General features: G+C 73.3%; 11 protein-coding genes and 1 pseudogene. 9 read left to right on the top strand and 3 right to left on the bottom strand.

Annotated elements, in window-relative coordinates:
• Window positions 1-58: 58 nt before the first annotated feature.
• Entirely contained in the window at window positions 59-2,788 is a 2,730-nt protein-coding gene (locus tag ACZ6A9_RS28225; RefSeq protein ID WP_468990839.1) for a cation-translocating P-type ATPase, read from the bottom strand.
• 226 nt (window positions 2,789-3,014) lie between these two features.
• Here ACZ6A9_RS28225 and ACZ6A9_RS28220 point away from each other — a divergent pair, with 226 nt between their 5' ends.
• From ACZ6A9_RS28220 to ACZ6A9_RS28205, 4 genes are all read left to right on the top strand, one after another.
• On the top strand, window positions 3,015-3,779 hold the full coding sequence (locus tag ACZ6A9_RS28220; protein WP_468990836.1) for an ABC transporter ATP-binding protein: 765 nt from the start codon (window positions 3,015-3,017) through the stop codon (window positions 3,777-3,779).
• Between the two features lie 3 nt (window positions 3,780-3,782).
• Window positions 3,783-6,311, top strand: a complete 2,529-nt coding sequence (locus ACZ6A9_RS28215; protein WP_468990832.1) for an FtsX-like permease family protein — start codon at window positions 3,783-3,785, stop codon at window positions 6,309-6,311.
• Between the two features lie 137 nt (window positions 6,312-6,448).
• Window positions 6,449-7,720: a sensor histidine kinase gene (locus tag ACZ6A9_RS28210; RefSeq protein ID WP_468990827.1), complete on the top strand. Its 1,272-nt coding sequence runs from the start codon at window positions 6,449-6,451 to the stop codon at window positions 7,718-7,720.
• Entirely contained in the window at window positions 7,708-8,367 is a 660-nt protein-coding gene (locus ACZ6A9_RS28205; RefSeq protein ID WP_468990824.1) for a response regulator, read from the top strand. Before ACZ6A9_RS28210 ends, ACZ6A9_RS28205 begins: the two co-directional genes overlap by 13 nt.
• A 71-nt stretch (window positions 8,368-8,438) precedes the next feature.
• On the opposite strand, the gene ACZ6A9_RS28200 is transcribed toward ACZ6A9_RS28205, so the two are convergent.
• Complete coding sequence (locus ACZ6A9_RS28200; RefSeq protein WP_468990821.1) at window positions 8,439-8,792, bottom strand: MazG-like family protein; 354 nt, start codon at window positions 8,790-8,792, stop codon at window positions 8,439-8,441.
• 49 nt (window positions 8,793-8,841) lie between these two features.
• Window positions 8,842-9,384 (bottom strand): DoxX family protein, encoded by a 543-nt coding sequence (locus ACZ6A9_RS28195; protein WP_468990817.1) that lies wholly within the window; start codon window positions 9,382-9,384, stop codon window positions 8,842-8,844.
• Between the two features lie 129 nt (window positions 9,385-9,513).
• Between ACZ6A9_RS28195 and ACZ6A9_RS28190 the strand changes: the two are divergent.
• The 5 genes and pseudogenes from ACZ6A9_RS28190 to ACZ6A9_RS28170 form a co-directional block, all read left to right on the top strand.
• A pseudogene (locus ACZ6A9_RS28190) lies at window positions 9,514-9,841 on the top strand (nuclear transport factor 2 family protein).
• 351 nt (window positions 9,842-10,192) lie between these two features.
• A complete protein-coding gene (locus ACZ6A9_RS28185) occupies window positions 10,193-11,401 on the top strand; it encodes a S8 family peptidase (protein ID WP_468990815.1) in 1,209 nt (402 codons plus the stop codon).
• Window positions 11,402-11,575: 174 nt separating this feature from the next.
• Window positions 11,576-14,950, top strand: coding sequence for a pyruvate carboxylase (locus tag ACZ6A9_RS28180; protein WP_468991269.1), 3,375 nt, complete (start codon window positions 11,576-11,578; stop codon window positions 14,948-14,950).
• A gap of 206 nt (window positions 14,951-15,156) precedes the next feature.
• Window positions 15,157-15,969 carry an SAM-dependent methyltransferase gene (locus ACZ6A9_RS28175; RefSeq protein ID WP_468990812.1) on the top strand — a complete coding sequence of 271 codons (813 nt, stop codon included), beginning with the start codon at window positions 15,157-15,159 and terminating at the stop codon, window positions 15,967-15,969.
• A 46-nt stretch (window positions 15,970-16,015) separates the two neighbouring features.
• The coding region (locus tag ACZ6A9_RS28170) for a class I SAM-dependent DNA methyltransferase (RefSeq protein WP_468990810.1) at window positions 16,016-16,531 on the top strand (516 nt) is incomplete at its 3' end.

The raw sequence follows: 16,531 nt of genomic DNA, 5'->3' as shown, positions 1-16,531 counted from the left end.
CGCGCGCCCCCGGACCCCCACCACTCGATCACCACGCCCAGCCACGGCGCGGGGCGGGTCACGACCTCGCGCGGGCCCGCAGCACGGCCTTGAGGAGCTCGCCCGCCACGAGGATCGCCGAGCCCACCGCCGCGCACACCAGCCACTGTCCGGCGGTCAGGTCCGTCGTGGTGAAGAACCCGTGCACCGCGTCCACCTCGACCACCAGGGCCAGCAGCAGGATCACGGCGCCGGTGGCGACGAAGGCCGACGTGTTGGACAGCGTCTCGCGGCTGAGCACACTGCGGGTGGGATGACGCACGTTGAGCAGGTTGAACGCCTGGAAGAACACGAACGTCACGAACGCCATGGTGCCCGCGGTGGTCGGTTCCCCCAGCACCGGCTCGGGCCCCGGAGCCAGCGCCAGCACCGCCAAGGTGCCGGCCGCCATCACGGAACTCGCCAGCAGGATCCGCTTGAGCCGCTCGCGGGTCAGGATGCGCTCGCGCGCGGGGCGCGGCGACCGGGTCATCGCGTCGTGGCTGACGGGGTCGACGCCCAGCGACATCGCGGGCGGCCCGTCCATCACGAGGTTGACGAAGAGGATCTGCAGCGCGGTGAACGGCGCACCGCCCGCGATCCCGGTCAGCGAGGCGATCAGGAAGACGAGCACGAAGCCGAGTGCGGTCGACAACTGGAACCGGGTGAACTTCACGATGTTGTCGTAGATGCCCCGGCCCTCGCGGACCGCGCTGACGATCGTGGCGAAGTTGTCGTCGGTGAGGACCATCGTGGAGGCTTCCTTGGTGACCTCCGTGCCGCTGCGTCCCATGGCGACGCCGATGTCGGCCTTGCGCAGCGCCGGGGCGTCGTTCACCCCGTCACCGGTCATGGCGACCACGTCGCCCCGCCCCTGCAGCGCCCGCACGATACGGATCTTGTGGGCGGGTGAGACCCGGGCGACGACGCCGGTGTCGTCGAGGCGGCGGGCGAGCTCGCCGTCGTCGTCGATCCGGTCCAGGTCGTCACCGGTGACGGCGCCGCCGGGGATGCCCAGCTCCCGGGCGATGGCCGCGGCCGTCACCGCGTGGTCCCCGGTGATCATACGGACCCGGATGCCCGCGTCCCGGCACTCGGCGATGGCCTGCTTCGCCTCCGGCCGCGGCGGGTCGACGATCCCCACCAGCGCCGTCAGCACGATCCGGTCGAGCAGGCCCTTGAGGTCACCGGCGCCGTCGACGTCCTCGGGCGCGAAGTCCGCCACGCCCACGGCGAGCACCCGCATCCCCTGCTCCGCCAGTGCCGCGTTCGCCCCGTCGTACCGCTCGCGCTCCGTGTCCCCGAACGGCGTCACACCGTCACCGGACAGGTACCGGTCCGCACGCCCGGCCAGGACGTCCGGGGCGCCCTTGACGAAGCAGCGCACGACATCGCGGCCCGTGTCGTCCGTCCAGCGGTGGAACGTCGCCATGAACTTGTGGTCGGAGTCGAACGGAATCTCGCGCACCCGGGGCCGCCGGGAGCGCAGCGCGCCGACGTCGACGCCGCCCTTCTCCGCCAGCACCACCAGCGCGCCCTCCGTGGGGTCGCCGACGATGTCGCCGTCCCTCAGCTCGGCGTCCGAGCACAGTGCCATGGCGATCAGCGCCTCGTCGACCGTGCCGGCAAGGGGCTGCCCGTCGGTCGTCCTGATCCGTCCGTCGGACGAGTAGCCCTCGCCCGAGACGGTGAACCTGCGGTCAGCGAAACGCACTTCCCGGGCGGTCATCTGATTGAGCGTCAGAGTGCCCGTCTTGTCGGTGCAGATCTGCGAGGTGCTGCCGAGTGTCTCGACCGAAGCGAGCCGCTTGACGACCGCGCCGCGCGCGGCCATCCGCCCGGTGCCCATGGCGAGGGTGAACGCGACGACGGCGGGCAGCCCTTCGGGGATGGCGGCGACCGCGAGCGAGACGGCGCTGATGAACAGGTCGCCGAAGTCCTGGCCGCGCAGGAGCCCCAGCAGGAAGACGACCACGATGACGGCGCCCGCGATGAGGGCGAGGGTGCGGCCGAGGCTCGCGATCTGCCGCTGCAGCGGGGTGGGTTCCGGCTCCGCCTCGTGCAGCATGTGGGCGATCCGCCCGGTCTCGGTGTGCATGCCCGTCGCGGTGACCAGGAACTCGCCCCGGCCCCGGGTGACGGTCGTGTTCATGAAGACGGCGGTCGTGCGGTCGCCCAGCGCGGCCCGCGGGGCCACCTCGGCGTGAGCCGACTTCGGTACCGACTGCGCCTCACCGGTGAGCGAGGACTCCTGGACCTCCAGCGCGGTCGCCGACAGCAGCCGTCCGTCCGCCGGCACCCGGTCCCCGGCCTCCAGCACCACCACGTCCCCGGGCACGAGTCCGGCGGCGTCCAGCCGGACCAGGCCGCCGTCACGCCGTACGGAGGCCGTGGTGACGAGCATCTTCTTCAGTGCTTCCAGCGACGCCTCGGCGCGCGACTCCTGGACGAAACCGATGGTCGCGTTGAGCAGGACCACCAGGGCGATGACGACCGGCGTCTCCCACTCCCGGGTGACCACCAGGCTGACCACGGCGGCGACCAGCAGGATCACGATCAGCAGGTCCTGGAACTGGCGCAGGAAGGCACGCCAGCGAGGCTCACGCGGCGCCTCGGCGAGCCGGTTGGCGCCGTGGCGCTCCTCGCGCCGGGCCGCCTCGGACGCGGAGAGGCCCGCGGACGGTTCCACCCCGAAGTGCTTCAGGGCGTCGGCGGGAGGAAGGGCGTGCCAGGGCTGGGGCTCCGCCGCGTCGGGCAGGGTTTCGACCATGCATCCATGATCCCCCGGGAGCGGCCGCCCCCGGAAACCGCCCCGGCGAGAGCACCGAGGACGCGACGGAACCCCGCGTCCACCGGCGCATGCGCTCGGGTACCGCGTCACACGGGGTAGTGCCTGCACCACCCGCATCCGGTCGCTGGCTGCATGGGCGGCGGAACCCGCGGCTCCTACCGTCGTGACAGTCCCGCGAGAAGCTCCGCCCGGAAGGCGCCCCACCATGTCAGTGAGCCCGGCCGACGCCGCCGTCAGCCTCGACCGCGTACGCAAGACGTACGGCACGGACCAGCCGGTCGTGGCACTGGACGACGTCAGCGCCGTGTTCGAGCGCGGCACCGCGACGGCCGTCATGGGGCCGTCCGGATCCGGCAAGAGCACCCTCCTGCACTGCGCGGCGGGGCTGGACCGGCCCGCCTCGGGAACGGTGCGGATCGGCGGCACCGACCTGTCCTCGATGTCCGAGAAGCGGCTGACCGAACTGCGCCGAAGCCGCGTCGGGTTCGTGTTCCAGGCGTACAACCTGGTGGCTGCGCTGAACGTGGAGCAGAACATCCTGCTGCCCTCACGCCTGTCGGGCCGCCGGCCGGACCCGGCCTGGCTCGCCGAGGTGATCGCAAGGACCGGACTGGGCGACCGGCTGCACCACCGGCCGGCACAGCTCTCCGGCGGCCAGCAACAGCGCGTGGCGATCGCCCGGGCGCTCGTCACCCGCCCGGACGTCATCTTCTGCGACGAGCCCACCGGAGCCCTGGACACCCGCGCAGCGGCCGACGTCCTCGCCCTGCTGCGCTCAGCGGTCGACGAGGCCGGACAGACCGTCGTCATGGTGACCCACGACCCGGTCGCCGCGTCCTGCGCCGACCGCGTGGTGGTCCTCGCCGACGGGCGGATCGTCGAGGACATGCCCCGGCCCGGAGTCGAGCGGATCGCCGAACACCTGGCACTGCCGGGCCGCCGGCAGCCCGTCGCGACCCGGGAGGGCTGAGCCGTGCTGCACCTCGCCGCGCAGATGGTGCGCTTCCGCAAGGGCTCCTTCACCGCCACGTTCGTCGCGCTCGCCGCCGGCGTCGCCGTCCTGATGACCTGCTCCCTGTTCGTGGAGTCGGGCCTGCGGTACAAGGGTGTGCCCCAGCGTTACGAGGCGACCCTCGCGGTGGTCGCCGACCGGGAGTTGCGGGTGGCAGGTCCCACGGTGTTCGGCGAGACCGAGTACACCACCGTCGCCCTTCCCGAACGCGGCGGTGTGGCCGAGGAACTGGCCGGTGACCTGGCCGCCGTGCCCGGTGTGGCGCGCGTGGTGGGCGACCGGTCGGTCACGGTCGTCACGACCGCCGCCCCGGACCTGCCCACCACCGGACACGGCTGGGCGAGCGCCGCCCTCGCCCCGCACCGGCTGATCTCCGGTGCCCCGCCGCGCACCGACGGGGAGATCGCCGTGGACGCCCGGCTCGCCGACCGTACGGGGCTTTCCCCCGGCGACAGCACGGACATCCTCACCGGGGGAGAGAGCCGCCGGTACCGGGTGAGCGGTGTGGTCGGGACGGACGGCGCGACGGGAGAGCGGGCGGCGCTGTTCTTCACGGACGCGCGGGCCGCCGCACTCGACCCGCACCCGGGCCGCTTCGACGCCATCGGCGTCCTGGCCGAACCGGACGCGGACCACACGGCCGTCCTCGCCGGGGTGCGCCGGATCGCGGACGGAGCGGACGCCCGGACCTACACCGGTGACGAGCGCGGACTGGCCGGGCAACCCGAGGCCGCCGCCGCACGCGCGCTCACCGTCCAGGCGGGCGGCGCCTTCGGCGGCTACGCCGCGATGATCGTCGTTTTCGTCGTCGCCGGTACCGTGGGCCTGTCGGTACGGCACCGGCGCCGCGACCTCGCCCTGCTGCGGGCCGTCGCCGCCACCCCGGGCCAGGTGCGCCGGATGCTCCTCGCCGAGACGGGCCTGCTCGCCCTGCTCGCCACCGTCGTCGGCGTCCCGGCGGGACTGCTCGCCACCGGACTCCTCCGTGACGAACTCGTCACCCGGCAGTTCGTGCCCGGCGACTTCACCGTGGCGGGCGGGCCGGCGTCCGCGGCCGCCGTGACCGTGGCCGTCGCCTCGGTGGCCCTGCTCGCCACCTGGGTCGCGGCGCTGCGCGTCACCCGGATCCGGCCCACCGAAGCCCTCGGGGAAACGGCCGTCGAGCGAGGACTCGGCAGCAGAGCGCGTTTGGTGACCGGTCTGGTGTGCCTCGTCGCCGCGGTCTCGCTGACCGGGCTCACCGGAGCCACCGACGGCCAGAGCGCACTCGGCGCGGCGATGGGCATGCTCTACGCGTTCGTGCTGGGCACCGCCCTCCTGGCGCCCTGGATCAACCTGGCAGCGGCCCGGCTGCTCGGGCCCGTCCTGCGCACCGTCTGGGGGAACAGCGGCTACCTCGCGGCGGCGAACCTGCGGGCGGGCGCCCGCGGCACGGTCGCCGTCCTCACCGCCCTCGTGCTCTCCGTCGGCCTCGGCGGCACCGTGTGGTTCCTGCAGGACAACCTCCAGCGGCAGACGGCCGTCGAGAGCCGCGACGGCGTCCTCGCCCAGCACGCCCTGACCAGCGCCACCGGACTGCTCGCCTCCGCCACCGCCGAGGCCCGCCGGATCCCCGGTGTGGTCGCGGCGACCGGTGTGCGCCGCACCTCCGTCGTCGTGCCGGGCCGGCTGGAGGCGCGGACCGTCGTGGCCCAGGGCATCGATCCGGAGGGTGTGGAGCGGACCCTCGATCTGAAGGTCCGCTCCGGCAGCCTCGCCGGTCTGCGCGAGGGCACCGTGGCGGTGTCCTCGGCACAGGCGGACGCCGCCGGCTGGAAGCTCGGGGACGAGGCCGAACTGTGGCTCGGCGACGGAACACCCGCGACCCTGCGCGTCGTCGCCCTGTACGAACGCGGCTGGGGCTTCGGTGACGTCACCCTCCACACCCGGACCCTGACCGGGCACACCGTCACCGGACTCGACGACCAGGTGCTCATCCGCACCGCACCGGACGCCGGCACCGGCACCGCCCTGGCCGATCTCGCCCGCCGGTACCCGGCCGCGGCCGTGGTGGACGCCGACCGGCTCACCGGCGAACTCGCCCACGACCTGGCCGTCGGCGGCTGGCTGAACAGGCTGCTCGTCGCCGTCCTGGTCGGCTACGCGGTCCTGGCCGCCGCCAACACGCTCGCCATGGCCGCCCTCGCCCGCACCCGGGAGCTGTCCCTGCTGCGCCTGGCCGGGGTCACCCGCGGCCAGCTGAGGCGGATGGTGCACGCCGAACAGGCCGGACTGCTCGGCGCGGCGCTCGTCGTCGGCGGGTCGATCGCGGCCGTCACCCTCACCACGATCGTCAACGCCGTGTCCGCGCAGCGCGTCCCCCACGTCCCGGCCGCCGGGATGGTCGCCGTCGTCGCCGGCACCGTCGCGCTGGCCCTCGTCGCCACCCTGCTGCCCGTCGGCCGGGTCCTGCGCACCCCGCCGGTCGAGGGCATCGGCATCCGCGAGTGAGCCCCGCCCACCGGGCCCCCGACCGTGCCACACCCGTCCGCTCCCGGGCCCGCGGCGGCACCGTCCGCGTACCGGTCGGCGGACGGCCGGGCGGGCCCGGTGCCGGGCGTTCTATCCTCCGTGCCGGGGAGGTGCGGATGGCGACGACCGACGGCCGTCCGGCGGACGGCCGCACGGGACGGGCAGGGGCCGCGTCCGCGCGTGCCCGGACGGCGCTGGATGCCCTGGAGCACCTGATCGGCGGTCTGGCCACCGGCCTGCTGGCGTTGCTCGCCGCGCTGTGGCTGGCCCTGACCGCCGTGGCCTGTCTCGTCGGGGTGGGCCTGTGGCTGCTGCCGTCCGCCCTGCACGCGGTGCGGGCCGTCGCCGACCGGGAGCGGGCCCGCCTGTCGCGCTGGGGCCCGGAGGTCATCGGCCCGGCGCCGCTGCCGGCCGGGCTGCGGGCCGCGGTCACCGACCGCGCCGTCCGCCGTGAGGTGCGCTGGGCATGCACCCACGCCTTCTTCGGCCTGTTCCTCGGACTGGTCGGGGCGACGCTGCCGCTGAACGCGGCCCACGACATCACCTTCCCGCTGTACTGGCACCTCCTGCCGGAGAGCGAGGCCACCGCGGCGGCGGGCTGGTGGACCGTGCGCGACTGGCCCGGAGCGCTGCTCGTCACCCTGCTCGGCGTGGTGTGGGTCGGCGTCATCGTGGCGGGCGCGCCCGCGCTCGCGCGGCTGCAGGCCAGGCCCGGCCGGCGGCTGCTCACCCCGGACCGCGGGACCGACCTCGTGCTGCGGGTCGCGGAGCTCACCGCCACCAGGGCCGCCGCCCTCGACGCCCACGCCACCGAACTGCGGCGGGTGGAGCGCGCGCTGCACGACGGCACACAGAACCGCATCGTCGCGGTCACCGTCCTGCTCGGCGCGGCCCGCCGCGCCCTGGCCCGGGACCCGCGCGAGGCCGACGCCGTCCTGGCCCGCGCCCAGGACGCCGCCGAACAGGCCCTCGCCGAACTGCGCGGCGTGGTCCGCAGCATCCTCCCGCCGGTCCTCGTCGACCGCAGCCTGCCCGACGCCCTCACCGCCCTGGCGGCCGACTGCCCGGTGCCCTGTCACCTCGACGCCGACGTGCCCGGCCGGTGCGCGGCGGCGGTGGAGGCGACGGCGTACTACGTGGTCGCCGAGGCCCTCACCAACATCGCCCGGCACAGCGGAGCACACGAGGCCGCGGTCGTGGTGCGCCGCCTGGACGACCGCCTGCACGTGGAGGTCCGCGACGACGGCCGCGGAGGCGCCGACGAGCGGAACGGATCCGGCCTCACCGGCATGCGGCGCCGCACCGAGGCGCACGACGGAACACTCGAACTGGCCAGCCCACCCGGCGGCCCCACCACCCTGAAGGTGACACTGCCATGCGGATCGTGATCGCCGAGGACGACGCCCTGCTGCGCGAAGGGCTCGCCCTGCTGTTGCGCGCCGAGTCGCTGGACGTGGTGGCCACGGCGGAAAATCCCGACGTCTTCCTGGACGCCGTCGACGCGGAGCAGCCGGACGTCGCGATCGTCGACGTGCGGATGCCGCCCACCCACACGGACGAGGGGATCACAGCGGCCGTGGAGGCCCGGCGGCGGCGACCGGAACTCGCCGTCCTCGTCCTGTCCGCGTACGTCGAGCAGGCCTTCGCGACGGATCTGCTCGCCCAGGGCACCGCCCGGCTCGGCTACCTGCTGAAGGAACGGGTCGGACGGGTCGAGGAGTTCCTCGACGCGCTGCACCGGGTGGCGGACGGCGGCACCGCCATCGACCCCGAGGTCGTCGCCCAACTCCTGACCCGGACAAGGCCGGACGCCCGGCTGCAACGGCTCAGCCCCCGTGAGCGGGACGTACTGGCGCTCATGGCGGAGGGACTGGGCAACACGGCCATCGCCGAGCGGCTCGTCGTCAGCGACGGCGCCGTCCACAAGCACATCCGCAACATCTTCGCCAAGCTCGACCTGGCCCCCACCGACCGTACGGACCGCCGCGTCGCCGCCGTACTGCACTACCTGGAGGACGCCCGTCGCCGGGACTGACCCCGGCGACGGGCCCGGGACGGCCCCCGCGCGCCGGCGCCCGAGCGGGGGCGCGCTCCACCCGAGCGCCGCTACGTGCCGAGGGAGCGGCGGGTGACACCGTCGAGGTGCCGGGTGAAGACCCCTCGGGCGTCGGGCGTGAGCGTGCGCAGTGCCACCAGGGCCGTGACGGCCACGTCGCACAGCTCGGACTGGACGTCCTCCCACGTGTGCGTGGTGCCCTTGCGGGGGTTGCGGCCGGTCGCCCCGATCACCGCCTGGGCGACCTCGCCGACCTCCTCGGACAGTTTCAGGATGCGCAGCGGCACACTGTCCGGGCCGTCGTCGGGACGGTGGGCGTCCAGCCAGCCGCACAGGCCGTCGATGGCCTCCCACAGGTCCGCACCGGCCGCCCGGGGCGGGGGAGGAGACAGATCGTCAGTCATGGGGACAGCCTGGCACGGGCCACTGACATCGCCCTCCGGCCGGTGCCCGTTACTCGAACAGCGCTTCCTGCTCGCCCTCCCTGGCCCTGCGGAGCCGCCGGTTGCGCGCTCCCAGCATCACCGCCGTGCCCGCGCCGATCGCCGCGAAGGCCACCGGAAGCATCCAGTTCCGGTTGGCCGTGTGGCCGAGGACGTGGTCCAGGGAGAGCCGGCCTGGCCCCGTGACGGCGAGACCGGCGGCCGTCAGGCCGAGCGAGGCGGCGTACTCGAAGCCGCCCTCCTGGTTGAAGAAGCCGTTGGGCGCGTGTACGGCGGACGCACCCGCCATCGCCCCTGCCGCCGCGGCGCCCGCCGCCGGGGTGGCGAGTCCGAGCGCGAGCAGTGTGCCGCCGCCCGCCTCCGCGACGCCCGCCAGTGTGGCGCTGGCCCTGCCGGGCGCGTAGCCGATGGACTCCATGAACTGACCGGTGCCCTCGATACCGCCGCCGCCGAACCAGCCGAACAGCTTCTGCGCGCCGTGCGCCGCGAGCACCCCGCCCGTTCCCAGCCGGAGCAGCAGCAGTCCCAGATCGCGTCGGTCGTCACAGTTCACGTCGTCTCCCGGGAGCGGTGGCTTGGCCCGACCACCGTCGCACCCCGACGACGGGGCGGGCGCGCCGCCGGTCGCCGTTCGGGTGACGGCGGGTGGCGGGGCCCGGTGGGCGGTACGACGCTGGCAGACATGACCATTCAGATCACCCGTCTCAGCGACCCCGGCCGTGCGTGCCTTCGTCGCTGCCGTCAACCACCACGACCGGGAGGGCTTCATGGCCCTCCTCGCGCCCGGCGCCACCATGGCGGACGACGGCACCGAACGCGACCTCGTCGAGTGGACCGACCGGGAGATCTTCTCCTCCCACGGTCACATGGACGTCGACAACGAGTCCGACGGCGGCCGCCGCCTGGTGGCCCGCTACAGCAACGACACCTACGGCGAGATGCGCACCCGCTGGAGCTTCACCGTGGACGACGACGGCCGCATCACCCGCTTCGAGACCGGTCAGGCCTGACCGCACGACAGCCCGGCGGGGGAGTGGTGGGCCGCGCCCCGGCTTCCCCGCAGGCGTCGCCGCGCGGCGACGGCAGCACCAAACGTGCCCGCCGTGAGAGTCGGGTGAGGGGATGGTCACAGATCTCGCCCAGTCGGTCCTTGAGGGTTTCGATCAACGCGCTCAGCTCGGCTTTTGTCCGGCGGTTGGCTCGGACTTGGGCGGACGTTGTGGAGATCCACCGTCACACAGCCCCGGCCGCCGAACCGGCCCATTGAACTGACCGCGACAAAAAGTCAGTCTTCTCGTCAGCTTCCGCGCCACTCCGCGCCGGAGGTCAACCCCCCACATCTGACGAGGAGATCCCTCTTCATGACACATCAGACGCGTACCGCCGCCCTGAAGGTCACCGCCGCCGCGTGCGCGGTGACGGCCGCCGCCGCGACAGCCCTGCTCGGGGCGTCGTCGGCCCAGGCCGTCGAGCCCGCCCAGGGCACCGTCTTCGGCCTGAACGCCGAAGGAGCGGTCGCCGGCAGCTACATCGTCCTGCTCGACGAAAAAACGACGTCCGCCGCCAAGAAGGACCTGGCCGAGGAGTACGGCGGTGAGCTCAGCCGGTCCTACCGGGCGGCCCTCGACGGCTTCGCCGCGGACGGCCTGAGCGAGACCGAGGCCAAGCGCCTCGCCGCGGACCCGGCCGTCGGCGCGGTCGTGGCCAACCGCACGTTCCGCACCACCGCGACCCAGGACGACCCGCCGTCCTGGGGCCTGGACCGGGTCGACCAGGCGGACACCGCGGGCGACAGCAAGTACACCTACCCCGACCGGGCCGGTGAGGGCGTCACGGCCTACGTCATCGACACCGGCGTACGCGTCACGCACCAGGACTTCGAGGGCCGGGCGACCCACGGCTACGACGCCGTCGACAACGACGACACCGCGGACGACGGCAACGGACACGGCACACACGTCGCCGCCACCATCGCCGGCGCCGCGCACGGAGTGGCCAAGAAGGCGAAGGTGGTGGCGGTCAGAGTCCTGGACGACAACGGCTCCGGAACCACCGAGCAGGTCATCGCCGGCATCGACTGGGTCACCGAGAACCACAAGGGCCCCTCCGTCGCCAACATGAGCCTCGGCGGCGGCGCCGACCCGGCCCTCGACGCGGCGGTCCAGAAGGCCATCGCCTCCGGGGTCACCTTCGCCGTCGCGGCCGGCAACGAGTCCACCGACGCGGGGCAGGGATCGCCCGCCCGTGTCCCCGAGGCCCTCACGGTCGCCTCCAGCACCAAGGACGACGCCCAGTCCGACTTCTCCAACTACGGCAAGGTGGTGGACCTCTACGCGCCCGGCTCCGACATCACCTCCGCCTGGAACGACGGCGACGGCGGCACCAAGACGATATCCGGCACCTCGATGGCCTCCCCCCACGTGGCCGGCGCGGCCGCCGTCTACCTCGCCGGTCACCCCGGCGCCGACCCGGCGGCGGTGGCGTCCGCGCTGACCGCGGGAGCGACCGCGGACACGATCGGCGACCCCGGCTCCGGCACCCCGAACAGGCTGCTCAAGATCACGGAGTAGTGCGCCGTCCGGGCGGGAGCCACTGACACGTGTGAGGGGCCGGGGAGGGGAAACGTTCCTCTGCGGTCCCTCACACGCCTCGGTGGCCAGGTGTGAGTGGCCCGGCTCACATGGCGTACCGGACCTGCCACCGACACGATGGTCTTCGTCAACGGCAGGCTGAAGGGATCGAGAATGTTCCGCAAGGTGCTGGTCGCCAACCGCGGTGAGATCGCGATTCGGGCGTTCCGCGCGGGCTTTGAACTGGGCGCCCGAACCGTCGCCGTCTTCCCCCACGAGGACCGCAACTCACTGCACCGCCTGAAGGCGGACGAGGCGTACGAGATCGGCGAGCAGGGGCACCCGGTGCGGGCCTACCTCTCCGTGGAGGAGATCGTCGGCGCCGCGCGACGGGCCGGCGCCGACGCCGTCTACCCGGGCTACGGCTTCCTGTCCGAGAACCCGGAGCTGGCCAGGGCCTGCGAAGAGGCGGGCATCACCTTCGTCGGCCCCAGCGCCCAGATCCTGGAACTGACCGGAAACAAGGCCCGTGCCGTGGCCGCCGCCCGGGAGGCCGGCGTGCCCGTCCTCGGCTCCTCGGCGCCCTCCACCGACGTCGACGAGCTCGTCCGCGCCGCCGAGGGCATCGGCTTCCCCGTCTTCGTCAAGGCCGTCGCGGGCGGCGGCGGACGCGGCATGCGCCGCGTCGAGGACCCCGCCCAGCTGCGGGAGGCCATCGAGGCGGCGTCCAGGGAGGCGGCGTCCGCGTTCGGCGACCCCACGGTGTTCCTGGAGAAGGCCGTCGTCGAACCCCGCCACATCGAGGTGCAGATCCTCGCCGACGCCGAGGGCGACGTCATCCACCTGTTCGAGCGGGACTGCTCGGTGCAGCGCCGCCACCAGAAGGTGATCGAACTCGCGCCCGCCCCGAACCTCGACCCGGAACTGCGCGACCGCATCTGCGCCGACGCGGTCCGCTTCGCCCGCCGGATCGGCTACCGCAACGCGGGCACCGTGGAGTTCCTCCTCGACCGGGACGGCAACCACGTCTTCATCGAGATGAACCCGCGCATCCAGGTCGAGCACACGGTGACCGAGGAGGTCACCGACGTCGACCTGGTCCAGTCGCAGCTGCGCATCGCCGCCGGCGAGACACTCGCCGACCTCGGCCTCTCGCAGGACTCCGTCACCCTGCGGGGCGCCGCGCTGCAGTGCCGCATCACCACCGAGGACCCGGCCAACGGGTTCCGCCCGGACACCGGCCGGATCAGCGCCTACCGCTCGCCCGGCGGCTCCGGCATCCGGCTGGACGGCGGCACCACCCACGCCGGTACGGAGATCAGCGCCCACTTCGACTCGATGCTGGTGAAACTGACCTGCCGGGGACGGGACTTCGCCGCCGCCGTGGGCCGGGCCCGGCGCGCGGTGGCCGAGTTCCGCATCCGCGGCGTCGCCACCAACATCCCCTTCCTCCAGGCGGTCCTCGACGATCCGGACTTCCGGGCCGGACAGGTCACCACGTCCTTCATCGAGCAGCGCCCGGAGCTGCTCACGGCCCGCCACTCCGCCGACCGCGGCACCAAGCTGCTCACCTACCTCGCCGACGTCACGGTGAACAAGCCGCACGGCGAGCGGCCCGAGCTGATCGACCCGCTGACGAAGCTGCCGCCCCTGCCCGCCGGCGAACCGCCGGCCGGCTCCCGGCAGCGGCTGCTGGAACTCGGCCCCGAGGGCTTCGCCGCCCGGCTGCGCTCCTCCCCGTCCATCGGCGTCACCGACACCACCTTCCGTGACGCCCACCAGTCGCTGCTCGCCACCCGGGTCCGCACCAAGGACCTGCTCGCCGTCGCCCCCGTGGTGGCGCGCACCCTGCCCGAACTGCTCTCCCTGGAGTGCTGGGGCGGCGCCACGTACGACGTCGCCCTGCGCTTCCTCGCCGAGGACCCGTGGGAGCGCCTGGCCGCCCTGCGGGAGGCGGTGCCGAACATCTGCCTGCAGATGCTGCTGCGCGGGCGCAACACGGTGGGCTACACCCCGTACCCGACCGAGGTCACGGACGCCTTCGTCCAGGAGGCGGCGGCCACCGGCATCGACATCTTCCGCATCTTCGACGCGCTGAACGACGTCTCCCAGATGCGGCCCGCCATCGACGCGGTGCGCGAGACCGGCACGGCCGTCGCCGAGGTGGCCCTGTGCTACACCTCCGACCTGTCCGACCCGTCCGAGCGCCTCTACACCCTCGACTACTACCTGCGCCTGGCCGAGCAGATCGTCGAGGCCGGCGCCCACGTGCTGGCCGTCAAGGACATGGCGGGTCTGCTGCGGGCGCCCGCGGCGGCGACCCTGGTATCGGCCCTGCGCCGGGAGTTCGACCTGCCGGTGCACCTGCACACCCACGACACCGCCGGAGGCCAGCTCGCCACCTACCTCGCCGCGATCCAGGCGGGTGCGGACGCGGTCGACGGGGCGGTGGCGTCCATGGCCGGCACCACCTCGCAGCCCTCGCTGTCCGCACTCGTCGCGGCGACCGACCACTCCGAGCGGCCCACCGGCCTGGACCTGGCCGCCGTCGGCGATCTGGAGCCCTACTGGGAGAGCGTCCGCAAGGTCTACGCCCCCTTCGAGGCGGGCCTGGCCTCGCCGACCGGGCGCGTCTACCACCACGAGATCCCCGGCGGCCAGCTCTCCAACCTGCGCACCCAGGCCATCGCGCTCGGCCTCGGTGACCGCTTCGAGGACATCGAGGCGATGTACGCCGCCGCGGACCGGATGCTCGGCCGCCTGGTGAAGGTCACCCCCTCGTCGAAGGTGGTCGGGGACCTGGCCCTGCACCTGGTCGGCGCGGGCGTGTCCCCGCGGGACTTCGAGGAGGATCCGGACCGCTTCGACATCCCCGACTCCGTCATCGGCTTCCTGCGCGGCGAGCTGGGCACCCCGCCCGGCGGCTGGCCGGAGCCCTTCCGCACCAAGGCCCTGCGCGGCCGCGCCGAGCCCAAGCCCGTCCAGGACCTGTCCGCCGACGACCGGGAGGGGCTGGCGAAGGACCGCTGGCCGACCCTCAACCGGCTCCTCTTCCCCGGCCCCACACGGGAGTTCGAGACGCACCGGCAGTCCTTCGGGGACACCGGCGTCCTGGACAGCAAGGACTTCTTCTACGGACTGCGCCCGGGCAAGGAGTACAGCGTCGACCTCGAACCCGGTGTCCGGCTCCTCATCGAGCTCCAGGCCGTGGGCGACGCCGACGAGCGGGGCATGCGGACCGTGATGTCCACGCTGAACGGGCAGTTGCGGCCGATCCAGGTGCGTGACCGGGCGGCGGCCTCCGACATCCCGGTCACCGAGAAGGCCGACCGGGCGAATCCCGGACATGTCGCGGCGCCGTTCGCCGGTGTGGTGACCCTCTCGGTCACCGAGGGCGACGAGGTGGAGGCCGGAGCCACCGTGGCCACCATCGAGGCGATGAAGATGGAAGCCTCCATCACGGCCCAGAAGTCCGGGACGGTCACCCGGCTGGCGATCAACCGGATCCAGCAGGTGGAGGGCGGCGACCTGCTCGTGGAACTCGGCTGACCGGACGAGCGGGGGGCACGGGACCGGCCGTGCCCGCCGCTCGTCCGGCCACGCCGTGCGAGGGCGAGCCGCGGCCCCGGCGTCACACCGGCCGGCCGGTGTGGACTCGCCCGGTGTCCCTGTCGAACAAGCCTGCGCCGACGTGCTGTGGGACCGTAGATTATGCGTTGGCCAGAACAGCCCTCGAACGACTACGGACGGTACTCATGACCGACCCTGCCGCGGCGCCCGGATCAGCGCAACAGAAGATCGACACCTCGGTGCCGCACTCGGCCCGCATCTGGAACTACTGGCTGGGAGGGAAGGACAACTATCCCGTCGACGAGGAAGCCGGTGACGCCTACACCGCCGTCTTCCCCGGCATCGTCACCATCGCCCGCAGCAGCCGTGCCTTCCTGCAGCGCAACATCACCTATCTGGCCGCCGAGCAGGGCATACGCCAGTTCCTGGACATCGGGACCGGGCTGCCCACGGCCGACAACACCCACCAGGTCGCCCAGCGGATCGCGCCGGACTCCCGGATCGTCTACGTCGACAACGACCCGATGGTGCTCGCCCACGCCCGCGCGCTGCTCTACTCCACCCCGGAGGGGGCGACGGCGTACGTCGACGCGAACGTCCTGGAGCCCGACCGTATCCTGGAGGCCGCGGGGCAGACGCTGGACCTCACGCGTCCCACCGCCCTCATCCTCAGCAACATCCTGGGGCACATCGCGGACTACGACCAGGCCCGTTCCATCGTCACCCGGCTGATGGCCGCGCTCCCGTCCGGCAGTTACCTCTCGATCAACGACGGTTCGCGCGGCATCGACCCGGACTTCGAGCAGGCCCAGGACGGGTACAACAAGAGCGGCGCCATCCCCTACAACCTGCGCACCGTCGACGAGATCACGGCGTTCTTCGACGGGCTGGAACTCGTCGATCCCGGCGTCGTCTCGGTCCAGCTGTGGCGTCCGGACGCCTCCGGTCCCGAGCCGGTGACCATCGCCGAGCACGGCGGCCTCGCCCGCAAGCCGTGACGTAAAGCATTGGACAACGCCCGTGCCGACGGGGAGCGTTGGTGCAATGGACCAGAAGGAGAACTGGAACGCGGACGCCGCCCGGCGCTATGACACGCCCGGCACCGGCATGTTCGCGCCCGAGGTGCTGGGGCCGGCCGTGGAGCGGCTGGCCCGGCTCGCGGGGGACGGGGCGGCCCTCGAGTTCGCCATCGGCACGGGCCGGGTGGCCGTTCCGCTCGCCGGCCGGGGAGTTCCCGTCACGGGCATCGACTCGTCCCGCCCCATGGTGGAGCGACTGCGGGCCAAGGCCGGAGGGCCGGCGATCCCGGTGGTCATCGGCGACATGGCGACCGCCACCGCCCCCGGTGAGTACACCCTGGTCTACCTCGTCTACAACACCATCTCGAACCTGCTCACCCAGGCCGAGCAGGTCGAGTGCTTCCGCAACGCCGCCCGCCACCTCGTACCCGGCGGGCGGTTCGTCATCGAGCTGTGGGTGCCCGAACTGCGCACGCTGCCGCCGGGCCGGCAGGCCACCGTCTGGCAATCGGCCCCCGGCCGCATCGGCCTGGACACCTAC

Source organism: Streptomyces sp. NPDC041124 (assembly GCF_055592385.1).
The sequence above is the reverse complement of the archived record's forward strand: the minus strand, read 5'-3'. Positions and strand labels throughout refer to the sequence as shown.